This is a genomic window from Comamonas sp. B21-038 (assembly GCF_022387135.1).
Taxonomy (GTDB): Bacteria; Pseudomonadota; Gammaproteobacteria; order Burkholderiales; family Burkholderiaceae_C; genus Comamonas; species Comamonas sediminis.
Genome location: NZ_CP092462.1, coordinates 2261497 through 2283192, shown reverse-complemented (window position 1 = coordinate 2283192; position 21696 = coordinate 2261497). Strand labels below are relative to the sequence as shown.

Below are 21696 nucleotides of genomic sequence, written 5' to 3'. Positions count from 1 at the left end.
CGCACCAAGCGCAGGCCCGGTGCAGGGGGGCAGAGGGGCGCAGCCGGTGACCGCTGCCGTGGTTTGGGACCGTGTTTTGCACGTGGTTGCCAGATGTTGAGGCACAGATGTCGGCAAGTTCGCCTAACCATGCGGCAACATGCTGGCTCTGGCGACCACCACGCATGCCGACAGGCAGACGCCTGATATCAAAAAAGATAGCACCGGATGAGATGGACTAAGGGCTTGTGTAGATCTGCCTTCTGAAGCGCAGATCGACTCCCAAAAAGTGCCAAGCTGCTTGTGGGGTTATCAGCCCGTTTCCGAGGCGCCGTGTTCAAGAAATCGCTGTACAAGCACAGAACTTTTCTGACAGACACCGGGGAATCCCCATGGTGCAATAGAGACATTCCACAGTTCCCATCTCATGTCGGGGTGGCAGAGGCCTCTGTTCAGCAGTACCCGTCTCGGTGGAAAGGAGGTTCACCATGTTTCACCACCACAGCCATTGGTTAGATGCAGCCTCTTTTATTGCCTTGGTGCTGGCCGTATTGCTGGCATTCATGTTGACGATCTGGCCCGTCACCACGGCGGCGGCCGCAGACTCTCTGGCGCATATGCTGCAAGGCATGATCCAGGTCTGGGACCGCCCCTGAATTCTTAAGCGCTCCGGTCGATGCCTGATGGCACCGGCCGTTTCATGACGAGCCGCCTGTTTTCGCGACAGGCGGCTTTTTGCTGGATGCTTCTGAGACATTAGCTCTATATATGCGTTTGGAATGAGCTGATTTCGATAATTTCTGAGTGAAAGGTAGTATGCAGGTTCATACTCGCTGCTTTGCTGCGGTACCGAGAAAACGTTGAAATGTTTTGTCGGGTCAGCAGCTGTTTTCTGATTGCTCGGAGTTTCTGATGTCCGCTCGTTTTTCCTTCGCCGCTGGGCGCCGTGCCGTGATGGCTGGCGCTGCCCTTGCTCTGATCGCTGCTGTGTCTCTGCCTGCCATGGCCCAGGATGCGGCCAAGAAGAGCCTGAAGATTGGCGCTACCGCCGGCTCCAACTACGACCTGCTGCAAAAAGGCATCCTGCCGCAGCTGGAGAAAAAGGGCTACCAGATCAAGCTCATCGAGTTCAACGACTATGTGCAGCCCAACCTAGCGCTGTCCGATGGCTCGCTGGACGCAAACTTCTTCCAGCACCGCGCCTACTTTGACCAGTTCACCACCGACCGCAAACTGGCGCTGACGGCCATCGTGCAAGGCCCGGTGGCACCGATGGGCGTGTACAGCAAAAAGCACAAGACTCTGGCCGATATCCAGAACGGTGCCAAGGTGGCCTTGCCCAATGACCCGAGCAACCTGGCGCGTGCACTGCTGGTGCTGCAGCAGGCAGGCCTGGTCAAGGTGAAGGAGGGTGTGAACCCTGCCCGTATCTCTGAGCTGGACCTGGCCGCGAACCCGCACAAGCTCAAGTTTTTGGCGCTGGATGCGGCCCAATTGCCGCGTGTGCTGGAAGACGCCGATTACGTGGTCGTCAACGGCAACTTTGCCGTCTCCTCGGGCCTGAAGCTGAGTGAGGCCGTGGTGCTGGAGAATACGCCCGACCAGTACCTGAACGTGGTCGCCGTCAAGACCGGCAACGAAAAGAGCGCTTGGGCCCAGGACCTGGCTGCCGCCTACCGCTCGCCTGAGTTCAAGGCCGTGGTGGACAGCCAGTTCGCCGGCTACGCCAAGCCTGCTTTCCTGAAGTAAAGCATTGCGCCCGTTGCGCCCGGCGCGCCGGGCGCAGTCAGTGCGTCCGCGCCTGCACCTCGGCTTCCAGATGCTGCAGCGCGCGCAGCTCCATCTGCTGCAGCTGCAGGCGCTGCGCCGCCGGCAGCTCGCCCAGCATCGATGCCGCCCCCAGGTCGCTCAGCACCGCATCGCCGGTGGCTGGGTTCCACAAGATATTGTGGGCATACAGGTCACCATGCAACATGCCGTGGCCATGCAGATGCGCGACGGCGCTGCGCACTTGCGCCAGCATGCGCTGCGCGGCAGCCGCAGAAAACCGGGCACCATCGGCATAGACATCACGTGTGCAGCTGGCCAGGCTGGGGGGGCCCGCCAGCGGTTGCAGGCCGGGCGGCAGCAATGGCAATACCATCGCCAGTTCTTGTGAGCTGGCATGCACATCCGCCTGCAAAATCGCCAGCGGTGTCAGCAAATGTGGGTGCTGTCCCGCTGCCAGACCCGCCGCCATTTCTGATTGGGGCGTGCCGTCGCTGGTCTGCCCCGCCTTGAACACTTTAAGCGCTACATCGGGCCCACCATCCACAGCGCTGGCGCGGTAGATGTGGCCGCTGGCGCCCTGGCCCAGCAGCTCCTGCCGTTGTAGATCGTCACCGCGCCAAGCCGCTGCCGCGTTGGCCTGCAGCACCTGCTGCTCACTGTGCAAGGTCATCGGGTTGCCGGCCATCGCCAGCCAGGCCAGCGCTGGCATGGCCAGCACTTCGGGCGGCAGTGCGGCAAAGCGGTTGCCGGCCAGCCGCAGCAGCTCCAGCCGGGGGCTGTGGGCCAGGCCGCTTGGCAGGCTCTGCAGCTGGTTGCAGGCCAGCATCAGCTTTTGCAGGCGGGGGCGCTCGCCCAGGGTATCGGGCAACTCCGTGATCTGGTTGTCGGTCAGGATCAGCCAGCGCAACTGCGGCGGCAGGCTGTCGGCCGTCACCGTGCGGATCTGGCAGGCCTTGAAGCCCACCATCTCCAGCCGGGGCATGCGGCCCAGCACGCGCGGCAGTTCGGTGAACGGGTTGTTCGACGCAAACAGCACCCGCAACTGGCTAAAACGGGTCAGGTCATCGGGCAGGCTGGAGAGCTGGTTGCCGCTGAGGTCGAGCATTTCGAGGGTGTCTGCGAGCGCAAAAAGCTCGCGTGGAAACTCGCGCAGATCCGCAGTCAGCGTGATCTGGCGGGCTCCGCGCAGCGCACCGCTGTGCAGCTGCTCTTGAAGGGCTTGTAGGCTTTGCATGGCTGCACAGTGTAGGTGCTGGCAGCGCATGCCGGCCCCAGATCTGGCTTGATTTGGGGTGTGCGGCGATTACTGGGTTCGCTCAATGCGGGTGATGGTCAGGCTGCCGCCTTCATCCTGCACATGAAAGCGCACCTTGTCGCCCGCGTTGAACTGCGCTATTTGCGTGGCGTCCTTGAGCCCGAACACCATGGTCATCGGCGGCATGTCCAGGTTCTTGATCTCTGCATGGCGAATGGTCAGCTTGCTGCCGCGCTTGTCCACGCGGGTGATCTCGCCTGCGGTCATCACCGCATCGGCGGCTGTGGCTGCCATGGGTGAGGATGCCGGTGCTGCGGCCGCAGCCGGTGCAGCCCCGCCATGGCTGGCGTGGTCGGCGTGGTTCTGGGCCAGAGCCGGGCTCAGCAGGCTGCAAGCCAGGGTCAACGCGGCCAGGGTGGTGGTGGTGTGGTTCATGTGATGCTCCAAATGTCAATGCAAAAAGATCCGCGCGCTCAGTCGCGGTAGGCGCTGAAAACGCGGGTGGTGACGTCGCTGCCCGCGCCAGTCCTGGTGACCAGCAGCACATCGAACGGGTCTTTGCGGCCGCCGTAGGCGGGGCCGTCCATGCCGGGGCTGCCGATGGGCATGCCGGGCACCGCAATGCCCAGCGCCTTGGGCTTTTGCTGCAGCAGCTTGCGCACATCGGCAGGTGGTACATGGCCTTCCACCAGGTAACCGCCTACCAGCGCGGTGTGGCAGGAGCCCAGGCGTGCAGGCAGGCCCAGCTGGGCGCGCACGGCGTTGTTGCCGCTGTCGTGGACCTTGGCGCTAAAGCCGGCTTGTTCCATCAGCGCGATCCAGTCCTTGCAGCAGCCGCAGTTCGGGTCTTTCCAGACTTCGATGGGGGTGGGTGCTGGCTGGGCCGCCAGCGCGGCTTGGCCGGTGGCTGCGGCAGTGGCCAGACCGGCTGCCAGCATCTGCAGGGTGCGGCGGCGGTTATAGGCATGGGGGTTGCGCATCGTGGGCTCCTGGCTGTGGTTCATCGTCATTCCGTTACCGTGAAGGTGCCCGTCATCCCCGCCTGGTAGTGGCCGGGGATCAGGCAGGCAAAGTCAAAACTGCCGGCGCGGTTGAAGTGCCAGACCAGGTCCTCGCTTTTTTGCGGCGCCACATGGGCCATGTAGGGCTCGGCATGCTCCATGCCGGGGTACTTCAGCATCATTTGCGCGTGCTGCGCGAGCGAGGCCTTGGTGCCCAGCACCACTTCGTGCATCACCTGGCCCTTGTTGATGACGCGTAGGCGCAGGGTTTCGCCCTTTTTGACGCTGAAGTGCGCGGGCGAGAAGCGCATGTCATCACCCATGTTCAGATCGATGCTGCGGCTGGCCTGCCTGGCATCGCCGGCAATGCCCCAGTCCTTTTGTACCGGGGGTGCGGTGTGGGATGCTGCCTCTGTGGGTGCAGTGGCGTGGCTTTCATTGCCGTGTGCAAAGGCGTTGCTGGCGCTGGCCAGCAGGGTGCATGCCAGCAGGTGTGAAATAGTTTTCATAGGGTCACTCCGGGGTTCAGTGGTTGGCATGGCCGCTGCCAGCGGCGGGCTTGTGGACGCTGGGCGCACCGGGCGCCGTGCCGGGCAGGGTCTGGCGTGGCGCCTGCGCGTCCAGCGGCGCGCCTTGCCATTCATAGGCCACGGTGCCTGGAGGCTGCGCATACCAGCCCGGGTCGCGGTAGTCCTGCGCGGCCAGCCCTTTGCGCACCTTGAAGCTGGTGAACATGCCGCCCATCTCGATATTGCCGAAGGGGCCCTTGCCGGTCATCATCGGGAAGGTGTTGTCGGGCAGCGGCATCTGCATGGCACCCATATCGCCCATGCCGCGCTCGCCCATCAGCATGTAGTCGGGCACGATCTTCTGGATCTTGCCGACCAGGCCTTGGTGCTCCACGCCGATCATGGTTGGCACATCGTGGCCCATCGCACCCATGGTGTGGTGGCTCTTGTGGCAGTGAAAGGCCCAGTCGCCGGGCTCGTCGGCGATCAGCTCGATCTGGCGCATCTGGCCCACGGCCACATCGGTGGTCACCTCGGGCCAGCGCGCGCTGCGCGGCACCGGGCCGCCATCGGTGCCGGTCACCTCAAACTCATGGCCATGGATATGGATCGGGTGGTTGGTCATCGTGAGGTTGCCCACGCGGATGCGCACGCGCTCGCCCAGGCCGGCCACCAGTGGCGTGATGGCGGGAAAGGCGCGGCTGTTGAAGGTCCAGATGTTGAAGTCCGTCATCTCGGCCACGCGGGGTGTCATCGCGCCGGGCTCCACCGCATAGGCGCTGAGCAGGAAGGCGTAGTCGCGCGCCACATCGGCAATCTGCGGGTGGCGGCCCTTGGGGTGGGTGATCCACAGGCCCATCATGCCCATGGCCATCTGCACCATCTCGTCCGAATGCGGGTGGTACATGAAGGTGCCGGGGCGGCGCGCATCGAACTCATAGACAAAGGTCTTGCCAGGCGGGATGTGGGGCTGGTTGAGCCCGCCCACGCCGTCCATGCCATTGGGCAGGCGCTGGCCATGCCAGTGCACGGTCGTGGCTTCGGGCAGGCGGTTGGTGACGAAGATGCGCACCCGGTCACCTTCGACCACCTCGATCGTGGGGCCGGGTGACTGGCCGTTGTAGCCCCACATGTTGACAAAAAAGCCCGGTGCCACCTCGCGCACCACGGCCTCGGCCACCAGGTGGAACTCCTTGACACCAGCGTTCATGCGCCAGGGCAGCGTCCAGCCGTTGAGGGTGACCACCGGCTGATAAGGCCGGCCATTGGGCGGCGCCAGCGGCGCGGCGGTATCAGCGCTGGTCTGGATGACGGGCTCGGGCAGGGCAGCCATGGCTACCGGGCTGACGGCGGCAGCCGCCACGGCCGAGGCGGCGCCGGAGAAGAATTGACGGCGTTGCATATCAGTGGCCTTGGGGTTCGGTTGCGGGAGCGGCAGGTGCTGCAGTGTTGCGGGCAGCGCGCGCATTGGCGCCTGCCGCTTGCGGCGATGTGCCGCTGAGCGCCAGTTGCAGATCGGTCTCGGCGAGCCAGAAGTCGCGCTGCGCCTCGGTCGCCGTCAGCACCGCCTGCGTGGTGCTGCGGGCCTGGGCCAGCAGCTGCCAGACGCTGACAAACATGCCGTTGTAGCGGTAGATGGTTTCTTCCTGCACCAGCTGGGCCAGGGGCAGCACTTCGGTCTGCTGCTGGTGGGCCAGATCCCAGGCAGTACGGTAGGCGCGCCAGCTGCTGCGGGCCTCGCTGCGCGCCCGGATGGCGCTTTCACGCAGCTGCGCCGCATTGGCCTGCACCTGGTGGCGCGCCATGCTGCTGGCCGCTGACCCCCAGTCGAACAGCGGCAACGGCACATCCAGCTCCCAGCCCCGCGTGCGGTCCTGGTGGCCGCTGTCCCGCTCGGTGCTGGTAGTGCGGCTGTAGGTGGCGCCAATATCGCCAAACACCGCGCCGAGGGTGGCCCAGCCCTGGCGGTCGGCGCTGACCTCCAGGTTGCGGCGCAGCGCGCCCAGGTCCAGGCGCTCGCGCAGCGCCGTGGCCTCGGCATCGTCACCGCTGCGCAGCTCGCTGGCCGCTTTGGGCAATGGTGGCAGCGCCTGGGGCAGCACAAAATCCAGCTGCTGGCCCCACAGGCCCATGCGCTGGGCCAGTTGCTCACGCGCCTGTTGCGCGGCCAGCGCGGCCCGCGCCAGTTGCGCAGCGGCTTGCTGCTGCTGGGCCAGCTCGCGTGCCTGGTCCAGTTTGCTGAAATTGCCCACCGCCGCCATGCGCCGGGCCAGCTCGCCGCCCAGTGCGGCTGCCTCGTGCATGCGGGTATGGGCAGCCAGAGCTTGCTCGGCGGCCACGGCGTTGAGCCAGGCGCGGCGCGTGTCGGCCGCAAGCAGCAAGGTTTGCTGCGCCGCTTCCAACGTGGCCTGCTCCATCTGCCAGCCTTGCCAGCGGCTGCGCCAGGGCAGGGTCAGCAGATCGACCAGGCCAAAGCCCAGCTTGCGTTCAAGCTCCCGCTCATGGCCATTGCGAAACCAGCCCAAGGTCAGACTGGGGTTGGGCAGGGTGATGGCCTGCACGCGCTGGGCATCGGCAATGCCCAGTTGCGCCAGCTGTGCCTGCAGACCGGGATTGTTCAGCAGCGCGATGCGCACGGCGGTGTCCGCATCGACCGGTTGCTGCAGCCAGGCGTCGATCTGCATCTGCGCCGATTGCTGGCCCTGTGCATCGGGGGCGGGCAGTTGGGCCTGGTCGGGCAGGCGCCCTTGCAGCCGCTGGGCAACATCGCTGCGCAGCCCATCGGGCGAGACGCTGGCGCAGCCGGCCAGCAGCAGCGCGGCGGCGAGGGTGGAAAGGCGAAGGCTCAGACGCTTCATCGCGGGCCTCCTTCGCCGTGCTGGCCATGGGCGCTGTGTTCGCCATGCGCGCCATGGCCGGGCAGCGCCGTTGAGCCGGCCGGTATGGCCTGGGCGGCGCCCGGGGTGGCCTGGGATTTTTCCCAGGCGACAACATCGGCATGGCCGCGCGCAAACGCGCCTACGGCTGCATTGGCCTGGCGCCAATCACTGGGCGCATTGACGATGCTGCCGCTGCTGGCGAGCGGCCGGTGCTGGAGCGCCGATGTGGGCGCGTTGGGGTCGGCGGGGGCCGGAGCCACCGTTTGGGCAGATAGCCAGCTGGTGACAGCCAGCCCGCCCGCGCCGGCAAGCCAGCGCAAGACATGCGCAGTGCGCATAGGGTTCTCCTGAAAGCGTGGTCAAAGCAGACGCCTGCACGGCAGCTGCCATGCGGACGCACCTCGGGTGTCAGCGATCAGGAAATGGGTGGTTTGGAGACTTGGGCGAGCAGCGCGCTGGCAAAGGGCGCGCTGCCGCTGGCACGGGCCAGCAAAGAGGCGGGAAGGGCAGCAAAGCCCGCTTCGTTGAACAGGTCCACCGCCGAGTGGCAGATGCCACAGGCCGAGCAGCTGGCGCCATGCTGGGCCGGGTCATGCTCGCTGTGTTGGCCATGGCTGTTGTGGTCACCATGGCCCGTGGCCTCGATCCCGGTAGCGCAGTGGCTGGGGGTTTGGAGGGCATCTGCTGTGCCATGCTCGGCATGGTCCAGCATGCAGCTGGCGTGGTGTTCGGCCAGCGCCACAGGCATGACCGGTGCGACGATGCCCATGGCCATGGCGTCGCCCATGAGGCCGCGCAAGGCCAGCATCAGCATCAGCAACAGGGACAAACAGGCACGCATGGTGGGGTCAGACAGCGCAGGGTTCGGAAAGTTCCACAGCGGCTGAGTGTAGCGCAAGCTGCACGCCAGCGGTGCCAGCCGTGCGGGCAAAGCGTGGCCGGACGGCGGTGCCGCCGCTCGGCCGCTCCAGCGGGCAGCCCTCAGGCCCGTACACGCAAGGCCTCGTCGAGCGCCGAGGTCAGCAGATCGGCATGCTCGGTCTCAAAGGGCAGTGGCGGGCGGATCTTGAGGGTATCTCCCAACGGGCCGCTGGTGCTGATCAGCACGCCGGCCTGGCGCAGGTGGTTGACGACGGCGCTGGCCAGGCTGCCGCTTTGCAGCTGCACGCCCCAGTACAGGCCTTCGCCACGTATCTGCGTAATGCTGGCGTGCTGCGCCGCCAGCGACTGCAGTGCCTGCTGCAGATGGCCGCCCACGCGGCGCACATGGGCGGGGGCATCCATGCGCTCCAGCTCGTCAAGCACGGCCATCGCTACTGCGGCCGATACCGTGTTGCCGCCAAAGGTGTTGAAGTAGCGGCAGCGCTTGCCAAATACCTCCATCAGCGGTGTCTTCAATACCAGCGCGGCGATCGGGTGGCCATTGCCCATCGGTTTGCCCATGGTCACCATATCGGGCACCACCGATTCGCGGCCAAAGGCCCACCAGCGGCCTGTGCGGGCAAAGCCGCCTTGCACCTCATCGGCAATGAAAAGACCGCCGCGCTTGCGCACCGCCTGGGCAGCGGCTTGCAGGATGGGCGCGGCATCGATATGCACGCCATCGCTGGCAAACACGGTGTCGAGCAGCAAGGCGCTGACCGGCGTGCCCCGCGCCTGCAGCGCGTCGGCGGCAGCATCCACGCGCTGGGCAAAGGCAGCGGCAGCGGCCTGCGCATCCATGCCCTGGAAGGCGGGCGGGTCGATGACTTCCACATGCGCTGCCGGCGGGCACAGCGACGGCGAGCACTGCGCCAGCGCCATGGTCACGCCGTGGTAGGCATGGCGGGTGATGACCAGGCCCTGGCGGCCGGTATATTCCTGCGCCACGCGCAAGGCCAGGTCATTGGCTTCGCTGCCGGTGCAGGTGAAGACGCTGGTGTCCAGCTCGGCCGGAAACAGCGCCCGCAGGCGCTCGGCCAGCTGCACCACGTTGTCATGCAGGTAGCGGGTATGCGTGTTGAGCAGCTGGCTTTGGGCGATGAGCGCCGCGTTGACCGCTGCGTTGGCATGGCCGACCACTGGCACGTTGTTGTAGGCATCCAGGTAGCGGCGGCCCCCAGCATCGAACAGCCAGACGCCTTCGCCGCGCACCGGGTGCAGGGGCTCGTCGTAGAACAGGCGGTAAGAGGGGCCGAGCGCGCTTTGGCGGCGCGCCAGCAGGCGCTGGTCGTCTGCGGAAAGGGTTGGCATGGCGTGGTGCTCCAAAAGTCGGGTCAGGCAGTGGCCGGGGTGGTTGCGCTGCTGGCTGCGCGCTCAGCGGCAGGGGCGGCATGGCGCTGCAGCCAGTCGCCAATCATGTGGCTGAACAAGGCCGTGGCGGTGGCCTGGCTGCGCAGGATATAGACGCGGTTGTCCGGGTAAAGGCGGGCGCGCCAGGCGGTGATCACCATGCGCTGTGTGAGCCGGGCCAGGATCAGATCGGGCAGCAGCGCTTGCTCGGCAGCCGTCAGCGGCAGCAGGCTTTCATAACCGGTCCGCATCGCCGCCAGCGCAGCTTCGGGCCTGTCCGTCAGCGGCATTTGGTACGAGGCGGCAATGGCCAGATCGGCCACGCGCGGGGCCAGCAGCATGTCGCCAAAATCCAGCACGCCGGCAATGCCCAGGCCATCGTCGCTGCTCAGCAGGTTGCTGGGGGAGAGATCGTTGTGGATGGTCTGCACCGGCAGCGCAGGTCCCTGCTGCGCCATCCGCTGCTCAAAGGCCGTCCAGAACGCGGCAATCTGCGCGCGCAGCTGTGCATCGTCCACTACCTCCAGCCAGGGGCGCAGCAGCGGCGCGCGGCGTGCATCCCATAAAAAAGGGCGCTCGGTAGCAGGGTGGGCAAAGTCTGCCATGGCTCCATGCAACTGGGCAATCGCCCTGCCGCAGGCCTGCCAGGCGCTGGTATGGCGCTGCAGATCGCTGCCCGCCTTGCCATCGAGAAAGCTGTAGCAGCGCACCCGCAACAGTTCACCGGTGGGGCTGCACCAGTCCAGCCAATCGGTGCTGGCGATGCTGCTGGCAGTGGCAGTGCGTCGCAGCGGATAGTGCAAGGGCACCGGCACGGCGCAGCGGCCTGCCAGGTGCTTGAGCACTGCGATCTGCATCTCCGTCTCCGCCAGTGATTCGGCCGTGCTGATGAATTTGAGGGTGACGGCGCTGCCATTGTCCGAGCGGATCACAAAGTTGCGGTCCCGCTCACCGGACAGGGCTTGTGCTTTGCCTTGAATGCCATAGGCCTCATGGGCCAGGGCCGTCGCCTGTTCTGCGCTGACTTGGGGCACCGCCGTCAGGAAGGCTTGGCTGGCTTGTGCCAATGCATCGGGTTCATCAGGCGGGACGGAATTAGTAGCTGGCGGGGGGCGTTTCATGGCGGCGGCAGGTGGTGCGAGGCGGGAGGCTTTGGCAAAGAGGGTGCGGATGGCTTGCGGCCGGGTCAAAGCGGCAAGGTTCTAATTTGATGTTTGATGCATCATAAATGGGATGGGTTGATTGGAACAGCAACCATGAAGGTAGGCATCCGGGTAAACCTGAGTGCGCGCATTTTTGCTTATGATGCATCTTGCAGTGTGGGTCGGCGCAAGGTGTGCATCGTTTTTGCCGACTGCAGTGCCTACAAGAACACCAGCGGGAGCAATGGCAGATGGCAGAGCGATTTGAGAGTGTCAACACCGAGAGCAAGGGCGAGCAGATCTACGCCCAGCTGGCGCAGGCGCTGGTCAAAGGGCAGCTGCTGCCGGGCGAACGCCTGAAGATACGCGAGCTGGCCGCGCAAATGGGCACCAGCGTGACGCCGGTGCGCGATGCCATCCTGCGGCTGGTGCAGCATGGGGTATTGGTGATGCTCAGCCCCCGCGACATACGGGTGCGGCGCCTGACGCTGGACGAGTACCTGGAGATCCGCAATATCCGCGTCGAGCTCGAAGGCATGGCCGCCAGCCAGGCGGCCCTGCGTGCCACCGCCGACGAAGTGCAGCGCCTGGCCGAGCAGGTGCAGCACAACGAAGAGGCCGTGCGGCGCGGCGACATCGCCCAGGCCATTGCGCTGAACCAGGATTTTCACTTTACGCTGTGCCAGCTGGCGCGCATGCCGTTGCTGTCCGAAATCCTCTACGGGCTGTGGCTCAAGATGGGGCCGCTGATAGCACAGAGCTACAGCGAAGGCGGCCGCAGCATGATCGACCACCATTACCCTGTCGTCGAGGCCCTGCGCCGCAACGATCCGCATGCTGCGCGGGTGGCGATTCAGACGGATTTGCTGTCTGGTGGGCAGTCGATTTACGAGCGGTTTGGGCAGGCGGAGGCGGGCAGGTAAGCCCTGCGGGCCATAACACCCAACCGTTGAGCTGGCTTACTGCGCGGGCAGCAGCGGCGCCGCAAACGCCCGCGCCACCTCGCGGTTGCGCGCCGCCAGCTCGCGCATCGCCTCTGAGATAGGCGCCGCCAGCTGGGCATGGCTGGCAGCCTGCCAAAACGCATCGGCGGCGCGGGCCGCCAGGCTCCAGACCTGGGGCACGGCGCCGATGGTGCTGACCTGGGGCTCGATCGGCACCAGCGCCGGATCCAGTCCTCCGCCAATGGGCGCGTAGCGCATCGGCAGAATGTCATAGGCCGGTGCGATGCCCAGGTATTCACCATCGTCGCCGATCAGCAGCGAGATGTTTTCAAAATGGCGGTCGGTATTGCCGATCAACTCGCTGAACGCAGCCATCACGGCCACACGCTGGGCGTGCTGTGCGCTGAAGTAGTCCGCGTGCACGCAGCGTGCAGCGAACTCCGGCCACGTATCGCGCGCACCAAAGAACTCGTCATCCACGGCGCCTGCCGAAAGCATGCCCAAGCGTCCTTGTTGGCCCACGCGGTCAAAGCGCTGCACCTCCAGAAAGACATATTCGTCTGCCATGAGAATCTGGGTCTTGGCGGCGGGCACCCCGACATCGGCCAGTGCCGACAGTGCCAAATGCTCCAGTGGCAGCAGCTCGGCCATGCGGCTGCCCAGCCGTGCGAATTTGACGATGACCGAGCCCGAATCCTCGGCCACCCAGAGGAACTTGGGCTGCTCGCCGCCGGCGCTCGACCCATAGGATTCATGCTTGAGTTGCTGTGCGAGCCCCACATAGATGCCGAGCTTGTCCTGCGGCTGCTGGCGTGGCTGGCGCAGCAGATCCAGCTCGCGTTGCAGAGGCTGGTCGCCAAAGATCAGGTTGCCCGGCAGGTTCAGCCCCTGGGTAAACAAAAAGGCGATGCGGTGGTCGTCGCTCCAGTCGTTGAGGCTGGCCGGAAAAGGCTGGTTGCGCGCAGCGGTCTGGGCCAGTTGGCGGCCCAGAAAACCCGAGGGAGCCGCGAACAGCATGTAGGGCGGCAGGCCCTCGTAGAGGCGAATGGCGCCTGCCTCCTGGCGCTCCAGGGTCCCTCCGCCGGCGAGAAATTCCAGATCCGCGTATGGAACGATGTGGCCGGTCGACAGAAAGCGATAGACACGCTGGCGCGGGTTGAGCCCCAGCGGCAGTTTGCGCAACCACGCGTATTGGGGTGTGCGCTGCCCCGGTTCGCGAAACATGCTGACCGCAGCGGATAGTTCGCGAATAGTTCGAGATAGAGTCGGCTGGCTGACGCCCAGCGACTCCAGCAACTGCTGGCCCGAGCGCGGTCCACCGGCCAGTGCGCGTTGAATGGCCTGGTGAAGATCGGTCATCGGAGATCGAAGGGGGGCAGACATGAGGTAAGTGCTGAATAGATCAAGAATTTTATATGAATATGAAATCTGGTGTCTTATGGCGGTAGCGATGGCCTTTAGCCAGCTGCTGTCCCAAGTCCCTCGCGCAAGGTATTCACCAGCAGCTTGTACAAACCATCGACCGCTTTGGAGCGCCGCGATTCCTTGCTGCGGTACACGGCCACCTCCATCGGCGCCAAAGGACCCAGGCCGTGCTTGCTGCCCAGCACCTGCAAATGCGGCGGGGCACTGCACTGGGTCAATGCCGCTACCGCCAGACCGCTCTCAACGGCGGCAATCTGGCCCGCCAGGCTGGAGCTGTTGTAGACCACGCGGTGCTGGCGCCCTTGCTGGGCCAGCGCATGCAGCGCGCCGCGCCGGGCCAGGCTGGCCTCTTCGTACACGGCAATCGGCAGCGGATCGCGCCGCCAGAGTTCAAAATGCTCCGAGCCCACCCAGACCATCGGCTCGTGGAACAGCAGACTACCGCGCCGGGCGTGGTCGCGCGAGATAAGGGCCAGATCCAGCTCACCTGCCGCTACGCGCGGAATCAGTGCGGTCGATTGCTCGCAGCTGAGGATGATCTCCACACCGCTATGGCGAGGCGCAAAGCGCCTGAGAACGGGGGTGAGGTACTTGGCGGCATAGTCATCGGGGACGCCCAGGCGCACGCTGCCCTTGAGTTCCTCGCCGTGCAGCGCCCACTGCGCTTCACTGTGCAGATCCAGAATGCGCCGGGCGTAGCCCAGCAGGCGCTGGCCCTCTGGCGTGATTTGCTGGCTGCGGCTGTCGCGCTCCAGCAGGCGATGGCCGACTGCCGCCTCAAGCTTTTTGAGCTGCATGCTGACGGCGGATTGGGAGCGGTGCACCTCGCCCGCCGCGCCCGACAGCGATCCGGTGTCGACCACTGCGACAAAGCACTTGAGCCAATCCATCTGAAGGTCTTGCGAGGTGTCAGGCATGGGTTTTCGAAAAGCGAATAGCTGATGCGAGAATTATGCGCTTTTCGGTGGGTGCTCCACGCAGCACACTGGCATCCATGACCAGATACCCAGACCCAGCGCAGATGGCCGCTGCAAGCATTCAGCACTCCACCGACCCGGTGCCCCGCACTGCGGGCGATGCGCTCGGTGGCGTGCTGCCCTTCGTGGCAGGCAGTGCATTGCTGGGCAGCATTGGCATTTTTGTGCATATGGCCCAGGCCGGTGCGCTGACGGCAACCTGGTTCCGCTGCGCATTCGGGCTGCTGGGCTTGACGGCCTGGCTGCTGTGGCGCGGGCAACTGCGCTTTTTGCGTCTGGGCCGGGGCAGCGCGGGATGGGCGCTGCTGGCCAGTGGCCTGATGGTGCTGGGCTGGGTGCTGTTCTTTGCGGCGATGGAACGCATCTCTGCCGGGGTGGCCGTGGTGCTGTTCCATATGCAGCCTATGTGGGTGCTGGTGCTCGGTGCCCTCTGCCTGGGGGAGCGGCCAGGCCGCCAACGGGTAGTTGCCGTGGCGGTGGCCATGCTCGGGCTGGTGCTGGCCACCGGTGTCTTGCAGCAAGCCGCATCGCCGCATGCCGCACAGCCGCAGTACTGGTGGGGCGTGGGCATGTGCTTGCTGGGCGCGTTCTTGACCGCGGCTGTCACCGTCATGGCGCGCCGCCTGCGCGCACTGCCTGCCGGCGTGCTGGCCTGGTGGCAATGCGCCATCGGCACCGCCATGCTGTGGATGGCACCCGCCACGCAGGGCTGGCCGGCCTGGGGCGCTACTTGGGGCTGGTTGGCTGCCTTGGGCCTGGTGCATACCGCTACCGCCTATGCGTTGATCTACACCGGCATGGCCAGGCTGCCCACGGGGCGCATTGCGGTATTGCAGTTTGTCTACCCGGCCATCGCCATCCTTGTGGATTGGCAGTACTTTGGGCACCGGCTGGGGGCGTGGCAGATGGTCGGGGTGGTGGTGATGGGGGTGGCTATTGGGTATGCGGAACGCCGGGCATCCGCTAAAACCGTCTGATTGTCAGGGGCTAGCGTCGCTTGTTCTGCCACACCAAGACAGCAAAGCCAAGCCAGGTCAAGACCAGGGGGATCAGTGACCAGATGAGCGCGTTTGACTTGCTGACGATCGCGTAAAGCGCTGCACCCAGTAAAGCGCTCAGCAAAACATGGAGCTGCGGACGGTTACGCGCCATTTTGGCTACCACATAGCCTGAGAGCCCAGGCGGAAACAACAGGAACAACAGGATCAGAAAAGCGGGCGCAAATCCGTAGAAGGGGGTATCGGGCAATAAGGCGGTTAGCAGCGCAAACGTGATTTTCTGCAGTACGAGTGCGATCGCACCATAGCTCACGGCAAACGCGACCAGGATCGCTTTGAGGTCAATGTTGAAGAGCATCTCTATCTGTAACGTTGTTGCTTTCGGGACCGCATGGCCTTCATCACACACTGTGGAATGCCGATGCCTTGTGGGGATCGACAACATTCTGGGTCTTCAGCAGCCTGTTTTGACCGTTGGGTTGCCTGCATGCCACGTTGTCCTCTCAAGAGAGATGGCTGTCAATGCGATCAATGGTCAGCAAACATCCGCGCACAAAGATAATCCACCAGTGCCCTGACTTTGGGCGCTGCATGCCGGCCTGCAGGCCACAGAATGTGGAACACCCCAGTGCGCTCCGCCAGCCCCGGCATGACCTGCACCAGCCTGCCCTCGGCCAGCGCATCGCGGATCGCAAAGTCGGGCAGGCAGGCGATGCCGCGTCCCCGCAGCGCAAAGCAGGCGCGGGTTTCGATGTTGTTGCAGACCATCGAGACGGGCAGGTTGACGGGCTCGCCGCTGTCGGGCGGCGGTAGCGGCCAGGCCTCCAGCTTGCCGCTGTGGGGCCAGCGGAAATGCATGCATTGGTGGGCTTGCAGGTCTTGCACCTGCCGGGGCATGCCATGGGCGGCGATGTAGTCCGGCGACGCCACCAGCAGCATCTTGAAATGGCCGAGCTTGCGGGCCACCAGGCGCGAATCGGCCGGCTCGCCGGTGCGCACCACAGCGTCAAAGCCTTCTTCCACCACATCCACCAGGCGGTCGGAAAAATCCAGGTCCAGCTGGATGTCCGGGTAGTCGCGCATGAAATCGGCCAACACTGGCAGCACCAAGGTACTGACCAAGGGCAGGCTCACCCGCAGCCGCCCCCGGGGTGCCGACGAGGCTTGTGACAGCTCCGTCTGTGCCGCCTCGATCTCTGCCAGGATGCGCCTGCTGCGCTCCAGCAGCAGCAGGCCTTCGGCCGTCGGGGTGATGCTGCGGGTGCTGCGGTGGAACAGGCGCACACCGAGCTTTTCTTCCAGCCGCGCCACGCTCTTGCCCACGGCGGATGCAGAAATGCCCAGCAGCCGGCCAGCCGCTGTAAAGCTGCGGGTTTCGGCCACCTGCACAAACACCGTAAATGCGTTGAGGCTATCCATGCGTTTTCACCTGCGTTTCTGGACCGGTATCACGGCCCATGATTGCGGACATTGCAGTCCTGAAAGTGCGGAACTCTATCCTAGTTTTTCTGGGATCGCTGACTGCCTAAGCTGATGCCTGTGTTCCAACCAAGGTAGCGATGCGATGGATTTTTCAGTTTCAGACATGCACGACAGCCGTGTGCAGCCGGGTGTTTCTGGCATGGCGGCGCAATGGGCACCGGTCGCCCAGGTGTTGAATACGTCCCTGGCCGAGCAGCGCCTGGTGGGGGCCGTGGTGCTTGTCTACCAGCATGGGCTGGCGCTATGCCGCATCGCAGCTGGCTGGGCGGACCGGGAGGCCCGCATCGCGATGGCCGAGGATACGGTGTTTCGCTGGGCCTCCGTCAGCAAGCCCGTTGTCAGTGCGGCGGTCATGCGGCTGGTAGCCGATGGGCGAGTGGACTTGGACGAGCCCATCACCACGTGGCTGCCGACCTTTCGCCCCCGCTTGCCGGACGGGCGCGAAGCGCGCATCTCCGTGCGCCAGTTGCTGAGCCATACCGCCGGGCTGGGCTACCGCTTTTTTGAGGCAGACGACCAAGGGCCTTATGCCAAAGCGGGGGTATCCGACGGCATGGATGCCAGCGGCATCGACCTGCAGGAGAACCTGCGCCGCATCGCCAAGGTGCCGCTGCTGTACGCGCCGGGCACCAGTTGGGGTTACTCGTTGGCGGTGGATGTGCTCGGTGCGCTGATCGAGGCGGTATGCAACACCCGCTTGCCGCAGACGGTAGAAGCGTTGGTGACGCGCCCCTTGGGCATGGCCGATGCCGGCTTTGTCTGCCGGGATGCGGCGCGCCTGGCAACGCCCTATGTCAATGGCGGCCCGGTGCCCCATCGCCTGCAGGAGGGCGAGGTGGTGGCCCCGTTCGATGGAACGGTGGGCATCATCTACAGCCCATCCCGTGCCTTGGATGCGGGCGCCTTTCCCTCTGGCGGCGCCGGCATGGCCGGTACGGCCGATTATGTGCTGCGGCTGCTGGAGGCGCTACGCACTGGCCATAATGGCTGGATGCCCGGGCATCTGGTCGCTGAGATGGCCCGCGACCAGACCCACGGGCAGGCACTGGCTGCCGGCCCGGGTCTGGGGTTTGGCCTGGGCTTTTCGGTGCTGCGCGATCCCGCGCTGGCACAGTCTCCTGAATCGCCAGGCACCTGGCGCTGGGGCGGCGCTTACGGCCACGCGTGGTGGGTGGACCGGCCCCGAGGCCTCACGGTGGTGGCGCTGACGAATACCTTGTACGAGGGGATGTCGGGTCGGTTTGTGGTGGAGCTGCGGGATGCCGTGTATCAGGGTCTCGGGGGGTGACGGTTGAGAGCTGAGGGCTGAGGGCTGCGCTCGGGATGACAGGCGAGACCGCTGCGCAAGGCGGCGGCTGTTTCCGGGCACCATCCATCGTCCACCTGGATCCCTGCGGGGGACGCCTATGAACGCTTTGGGGCCAACAGGCTTACCGCGCAGCGGGCTCTTCAAGAACCACCTCTCGAGCGCTGATGGCCGGAGACCTCCCGCCGGTGCACATCCTGTACGCAGCGCCACACGGCCCATCGCCTATGCCTGCGAATACACCATCGGTACAAAGACCACGCCCCGGGACTGCTGCGGACCAGCCACGGCAACAAAGCCCAAGCGTTCATAGACCGGGACTGCATGCAGGGAGGCGTTGACCGTGAACGTGGCGTGGCTTGACTGCTGCTTGGCATGCAGCCAAAGGGCGCGAGCGATTCCCCGGCCTTGGGCATCCGCCCGCACAAACAGATGGTAGACATGCGAGCCGTCGCGCAATGCCACAATGCCACACAATCCGGCTGCGTCCTCTGCAACGTAATGCTTGAATGGCGAGGAACTGAGCCGCTCAGCGTAGGCCGAGGGGCTCAGTCCTGCCATGAAAGGAGCGGCCTGCGCAGAAGCCGGATCAGCGAGGAAGTAATGTGCCAAGCCGGTGACAAGGTGGCTGGCCGCTTCTGCATCGAACGCGGCGCTTGACGAATGGTGAAATTCATAGGTGCTCAGGACGGATCCACAGACGCGGGGTTTCGCAGGGACTGGCCTTCAGCCGGCCCCCCGTGCAGGCTGCCCGCCGCAAAAGCCGCTGATCTGGCCGGCACACAGGCGTCCCACTGCCAGGCTGCCAAAAATCCATCGCATCAGGGTTGACCGTCGTGTGTCTCGCTCACCCCTGCAAGGGCCACCCAGGGCCGGCGCCGTTTCGTCCAGATCTCCCGCTGCGGGGTTCCCAGCGCATCGCGTTGCTGGAGGACGCCAGTGCGCAGCGAGTAGGCCTGCGGATTCTCCACGGCGCAGGCATACAGCGGGCTGCCACAGGTCTCGCAGAACGCCAGATTGCGCTTGGTACCGCTGGCAGTCGTCTTGACGAAGGTGCGCGGCACGCCCTTGGTCAGTTTGAAACCGGCCGCCGGGGCAGAGATATTGGCTCGGAAGGCTGAGCCCGAGTGCGTTTGGCAATCGAGGCAATGGCAGACCGTCATGCTGCCTGGTTGCACCTCTGCCTCAAATTCAATGGCGCCACATAGGCATCGGCCTGCTACTTTCATGCGCATCCTTTTTTAGAAACGCCGTCGCAGTGGCGTTGATACGTCGGTCAAAGCTAGGGATGGCCCAGGCTTTGCAGTCGAGCCCATCACCCCAGGTTCGGCAGGTCAGAGGTCCACAATCACCAGAATGCCCTGGCTGCCGGATAGAACAGCATGAGGAACGCCAGCCTCGGCCATGTACATCTGACCCGCTTCCACACACAGGGCCTGGCCGGCCACTTCCAGCATCATCTGGCCACTGACGACCAGCAACGCCTCGTCGTAGTCGTGCACCTCTTCGCCATAGGGCATCTGGTCCATGCGCAGCAACTTGACGTTGGACGCGCCTACTTTGCCCAACACAGTGGAACGCCACGCAGCGGGCAGACCATCGGCGATGGTATGGAGGTCAAATAAGGACATGCTTGTCTACTTTCCAGTCTCGATCAATCAGCAGCCACCATCCGTGCGCGTCGCAAGCACCGCAGATGCGCTGAAAGAACAAACTTTACCCGAAAGGCGCATCGGTTTCGTGCGTGCAATTATTTTGATGATGTGCCTATCACCTGCATCACTTTTAGGCGGGTCAGCAGTTGCCCGGTGCCGGCGTGGTAAAGCGCCTCACTGGCACGATCCAGGGTAAACACGAGGGTGGAAACAAAGGGGTAGAGCTACATTTCGATAACTAATCCACATTTGCGAACGAGGCAGCCATGCGCATCCATCTGAGCCGGATCCATTCTCGCGGGGTTCCGCTGCTGGCGGCATCGCTGGTGGCCCTTGCAGGCGCCATGGCGGCGCCGTCCGCCTTTGCCCAGGCTACGCGAACCTGGGTGTCCGGGGTCGGGGACGACGCCAATCCCTGTAGCAGAACGGCGCCCTGCAAGACTTTTGCCGGAGCCATCTCCAAAACTGCCACCGGGGGGCTGATCAACAGCCTCGATCCCGGTGGGTTTGGTGCAGTCACCATTACCAAACCTATCTCCCTGGATGGAGCCGCTTCTGGCACCGCAGGCGTGCTGGCCGCTGGAACGAACGCCATCATCATCAATATCGACCCGGCAGTGCACGCCAATGGCACTGTGGTTCTGAGAAATCTGAATGTCGAAGGAGCGGGCTCGGGCCAGTCCGGGGTTCAGGTCCGCCGCGCGTCCAAGGTGGTCATTGAGCACACCCAGATTCAAGGCTTTCAGACGGGCGTTGAAGTGCAGAGCGGCGCCAATGCGCAGTTGCTGGTGCAACGCGCTGACATCGTGAACAACAGCACCGCAGGCATTTCATTGAGCGATGCCAATAGCAAACTCTATCTCTCCGACTCCTCGTTGTTTGGCAACGCTACCGCGTTCAGCATCAGCGCAGGCAATGTGACGACCTATAACAATAATCGTCTGGAGGGCAATACCAGCCCCAGCACGCCCACCGCAACGCTGTACGAGCGCTGAGCAGCAGGGGATCGTCATGGCATGTCCTCGACACTACCGGCTTGGCAGCGGCACGGCGCTGGTCTTGCTGGCCGGCATCCTCACCCCTGCTGCGCACGCTGCAGAGCTGGTGGTCAATGGCGGCTTTGAGCAAAACGCCGGCGCAGGTTCCATGGGCTTTAGCGGCTGGCAGGCGATGTCACAGCCAGGATCGCAGGGCGGCTTCTATGCCCAGCAGGGCAGCCAAAGTGCGCTGACGCCTGTCGCCGTCGCCGCGCCGCCCCAAGGGGTGTTTGCGGCGATGTCCGATCAGCCCGGCCCTGGCGCGCATGCGCTGTACCAGGACATCGCCATTCCGTCAGGCAAGAGCGCTACGCTGAGCGTGCAGGTCTATCTGCAAAATGCCGCTGCTCCTTCGGTAGCACCCGCGACCCTCGACTTTCTGACGGTGCCCAACCAGCAGGCACGTATCGACATCATGGATCCGGCAGCGGCCTGGAACGATGTGGGAGCAGGTGTCCTGGCCAATGTCTTTCAATGGTCTGGCGGCGCAACCTCTGGCGGTTACCAGAGCATTCAGCGCGATGTGACCGCCTATGCAGGGCGCACGATTCGTCTGCGGCTCGCCGAGGTGGACAATCGCCAGAGCCTGTTCTTCGGGGTGGACGCGGTCAGCGTCATCTCCTCCGATGTCACGCCTCCGGCGAGTGTTGGCGCAGACAGGCAAGGCAATACCGTCACCCTGACTTTCCCTCCCGTCGCATCCACCCCCACCGAGACCGTCACGGGCTACCAGGCGCAGTGCGTGCCCGCGGGCGGAGGTGACACCATCACGGCCACCGGCACGCAGTCACCCATCGCGGTGTCGGGCTTGGTGCCAGGCGTGGCGTACACCTGTACGGTGGCAGCGCAGACCAGCGTCGGCAGCGGGCCAAGCAGCCCACCGGTCACGGTGCCCGGTTCGCCTGCCGCAGCAGCGGCTCCCATACCCGCCTGGAGCCTGCTCAGCACGCTGCTGGCGTCGTTGCTGGTGCTTGGCGGCGTGGGCTTGGGTGCCCGGCGCAGGGCCGTGCGTGTTCTGCGGCGCTGACAAGCCTTTGCATACCGCTTGCCCCACCGGGTGACGATG

General features: G+C 64.8%; 24 protein-coding genes. 7 read left to right on the top strand and 17 right to left on the bottom strand.

Annotated elements, in window-relative coordinates; all coding sequences use genetic code 11:
* The first annotated feature begins 467 nt into the window (after window positions 1-467).
* Window positions 468-635 (top strand): hypothetical protein, encoded by a 168-nt coding sequence (locus tag MJ205_RS10395; protein ID WP_239812372.1) that lies wholly within the window; start codon window positions 468-470, stop codon window positions 633-635.
* A 256-nt stretch (window positions 636-891) separates the two neighbouring features.
* Complete coding sequence (locus MJ205_RS10390) at window positions 892-1728, top strand: MetQ/NlpA family ABC transporter substrate-binding protein (protein ID WP_239812371.1); 837 nt, start codon at window positions 892-894, stop codon at window positions 1726-1728.
* A 37-nt stretch (window positions 1729-1765) separates the two neighbouring features.
* Here MJ205_RS10390 and MJ205_RS10385 read toward each other — a convergent pair whose 3' ends face one another.
* The 10 genes from MJ205_RS10385 to MJ205_RS10340 form a co-directional block, all read right to left on the bottom strand.
* On the bottom strand, window positions 1766-2983 hold the full coding sequence (locus tag MJ205_RS10385) for a leucine-rich repeat-containing protein kinase family protein (protein WP_239812370.1): 1218 nt from the start codon (window positions 2981-2983) through the stop codon (window positions 1766-1768).
* Between the two features lie 69 nt (window positions 2984-3052).
* Window positions 3053-3439, bottom strand: coding sequence for a copper-binding protein (locus MJ205_RS10380; protein ID WP_239812369.1), 387 nt, complete (start codon window positions 3437-3439; stop codon window positions 3053-3055).
* A 38-nt stretch (window positions 3440-3477) separates the two neighbouring features.
* Window positions 3478-4008, bottom strand: coding sequence for a DUF411 domain-containing protein (locus MJ205_RS10375; protein ID WP_239812368.1), 531 nt, complete (start codon window positions 4006-4008; stop codon window positions 3478-3480).
* Window positions 4009-4010: 2 nt separating this feature from the next.
* Window positions 4011-4514, bottom strand: a complete 504-nt coding sequence (locus MJ205_RS10370; RefSeq protein WP_239812367.1) for a cupredoxin domain-containing protein — start codon at window positions 4512-4514, stop codon at window positions 4011-4013.
* Between the two features lie 16 nt (window positions 4515-4530).
* Window positions 4531-5916, bottom strand: coding sequence for a multicopper oxidase family protein (locus MJ205_RS10365; protein WP_239812366.1), 1386 nt, complete (start codon window positions 5914-5916; stop codon window positions 4531-4533).
* A 1-nt stretch (window position 5917) separates the two neighbouring features.
* On the bottom strand, window positions 5918-7372 hold the full coding sequence (locus tag MJ205_RS10360; RefSeq protein WP_239812365.1) for a TolC family protein: 1455 nt from the start codon (window positions 7370-7372) through the stop codon (window positions 5918-5920).
* A complete protein-coding gene (locus MJ205_RS10355; protein WP_239812364.1) occupies window positions 7369-7731 on the bottom strand; it encodes a hypothetical protein in 363 nt (120 codons plus the stop codon). The genes MJ205_RS10360 and MJ205_RS10355 overlap by 4 nt, the downstream gene beginning before the upstream one ends.
* A 77-nt stretch (window positions 7732-7808) precedes the next feature.
* Window positions 7809-8291 carry a hypothetical protein gene (locus MJ205_RS10350; RefSeq protein WP_239812363.1) on the bottom strand — a complete coding sequence of 161 codons (483 nt, stop codon included), beginning with the start codon at window positions 8289-8291 and terminating at the stop codon, window positions 7809-7811.
* An 83-nt stretch (window positions 8292-8374) separates the two neighbouring features.
* Window positions 8375-9625 (bottom strand): aspartate aminotransferase family protein, encoded by a 1251-nt coding sequence (locus MJ205_RS10345; protein WP_239812362.1) that lies wholly within the window; start codon window positions 9623-9625, stop codon window positions 8375-8377.
* A gap of 23 nt (window positions 9626-9648) precedes the next feature.
* Window positions 9649-10785, bottom strand: a complete 1137-nt coding sequence (locus MJ205_RS10340) for a phosphotransferase (RefSeq protein ID WP_239812361.1) — start codon at window positions 10783-10785, stop codon at window positions 9649-9651.
* Window positions 10786-11057: 272 nt separating this feature from the next.
* On the opposite strand from MJ205_RS10340, the gene MJ205_RS10335 reads away from it, so the two are divergent.
* Entirely contained in the window at window positions 11058-11729 is a 672-nt protein-coding gene (locus MJ205_RS10335) for a GntR family transcriptional regulator (RefSeq protein ID WP_239812360.1), read from the top strand.
* Between the two features lie 36 nt (window positions 11730-11765).
* Here MJ205_RS10335 and MJ205_RS10330 read toward each other — a convergent pair whose 3' ends face one another.
* Both MJ205_RS10330 and MJ205_RS10325 read right to left on the bottom strand, forming a co-directional pair.
* Window positions 11766-13109 (bottom strand): HipA domain-containing protein, encoded by a 1344-nt coding sequence (locus MJ205_RS10330; protein WP_239812359.1) that lies wholly within the window; start codon window positions 13107-13109, stop codon window positions 11766-11768.
* A 98-nt stretch (window positions 13110-13207) separates the two neighbouring features.
* Entirely contained in the window at window positions 13208-14092 is an 885-nt protein-coding gene (locus MJ205_RS10325; protein WP_239812358.1) for a LysR family transcriptional regulator, read from the bottom strand.
* Window positions 14093-14169: 77 nt separating this feature from the next.
* On the opposite strand from MJ205_RS10325, the gene MJ205_RS10320 reads away from it, so the two are divergent.
* Entirely contained in the window at window positions 14170-15129 is a 960-nt protein-coding gene (locus MJ205_RS10320) for a DMT family transporter (protein WP_256460974.1), read from the top strand.
* Window positions 15130-15139: 10 nt separating this feature from the next.
* On the opposite strand, the gene MJ205_RS10315 is transcribed toward MJ205_RS10320, so the two are convergent.
* Together MJ205_RS10315 and MJ205_RS10310 are read right to left on the bottom strand one after the other, a co-directional pair.
* A complete protein-coding gene (locus MJ205_RS10315) occupies window positions 15140-15595 on the bottom strand; it encodes a hypothetical protein (RefSeq protein WP_239812357.1) in 456 nt (151 codons plus the stop codon).
* An 83-nt stretch (window positions 15596-15678) separates the two neighbouring features.
* Window positions 15679-16569 (bottom strand): LysR family transcriptional regulator, encoded by an 891-nt coding sequence (locus MJ205_RS10310; RefSeq protein ID WP_239812356.1) that lies wholly within the window; start codon window positions 16567-16569, stop codon window positions 15679-15681.
* Between the two features lie 202 nt (window positions 16570-16771).
* Here MJ205_RS10310 and MJ205_RS10305 point away from each other — a divergent pair, with 202 nt between their 5' ends.
* Complete coding sequence (locus tag MJ205_RS10305; RefSeq protein WP_239812714.1) at window positions 16772-17920, top strand: serine hydrolase domain-containing protein; 1149 nt, start codon at window positions 16772-16774, stop codon at window positions 17918-17920.
* A 243-nt stretch (window positions 17921-18163) separates the two neighbouring features.
* Here MJ205_RS10305 and MJ205_RS10300 read toward each other — a convergent pair whose 3' ends face one another.
* The 3 genes from MJ205_RS10300 to MJ205_RS10290 all read right to left on the bottom strand — a co-directional run bounded on the left by MJ205_RS10300 (window position 18164) and on the right by MJ205_RS10290 (window position 19569).
* The gene (locus tag MJ205_RS10300; RefSeq protein WP_256460973.1) at window positions 18164-18550 is read right to left on the bottom strand and encodes a GNAT family N-acetyltransferase; all 387 of its coding nucleotides are present in this window, start codon (window positions 18548-18550) and stop codon (window positions 18164-18166) included.
* Window positions 18551-18759: 209 nt separating this feature from the next.
* Window positions 18760-19167: a GFA family protein gene (locus tag MJ205_RS10295; RefSeq protein WP_239812354.1), complete on the bottom strand. Its 408-nt coding sequence runs from the start codon at window positions 19165-19167 to the stop codon at window positions 18760-18762.
* A 105-nt stretch (window positions 19168-19272) separates the two neighbouring features.
* Window positions 19273-19569 (bottom strand): cupin domain-containing protein, encoded by a 297-nt coding sequence (locus tag MJ205_RS10290; RefSeq protein WP_239812353.1) that lies wholly within the window; start codon window positions 19567-19569, stop codon window positions 19273-19275.
* Window positions 19570-19859: 290 nt separating this feature from the next.
* On the opposite strand from MJ205_RS10290, the gene MJ205_RS10285 reads away from it, so the two are divergent.
* Entirely contained in the window at window positions 19860-20588 is a 729-nt protein-coding gene (locus MJ205_RS10285) for a right-handed parallel beta-helix repeat-containing protein (RefSeq protein ID WP_230777501.1), read from the top strand.
* A 16-nt stretch (window positions 20589-20604) separates the two neighbouring features.
* Entirely contained in the window at window positions 20605-21657 is a 1053-nt protein-coding gene (locus tag MJ205_RS10280) for a fibronectin type III domain-containing protein (protein WP_239812352.1), read from the top strand.
* Window positions 21658-21696: the final 39 nt, after the last annotated feature.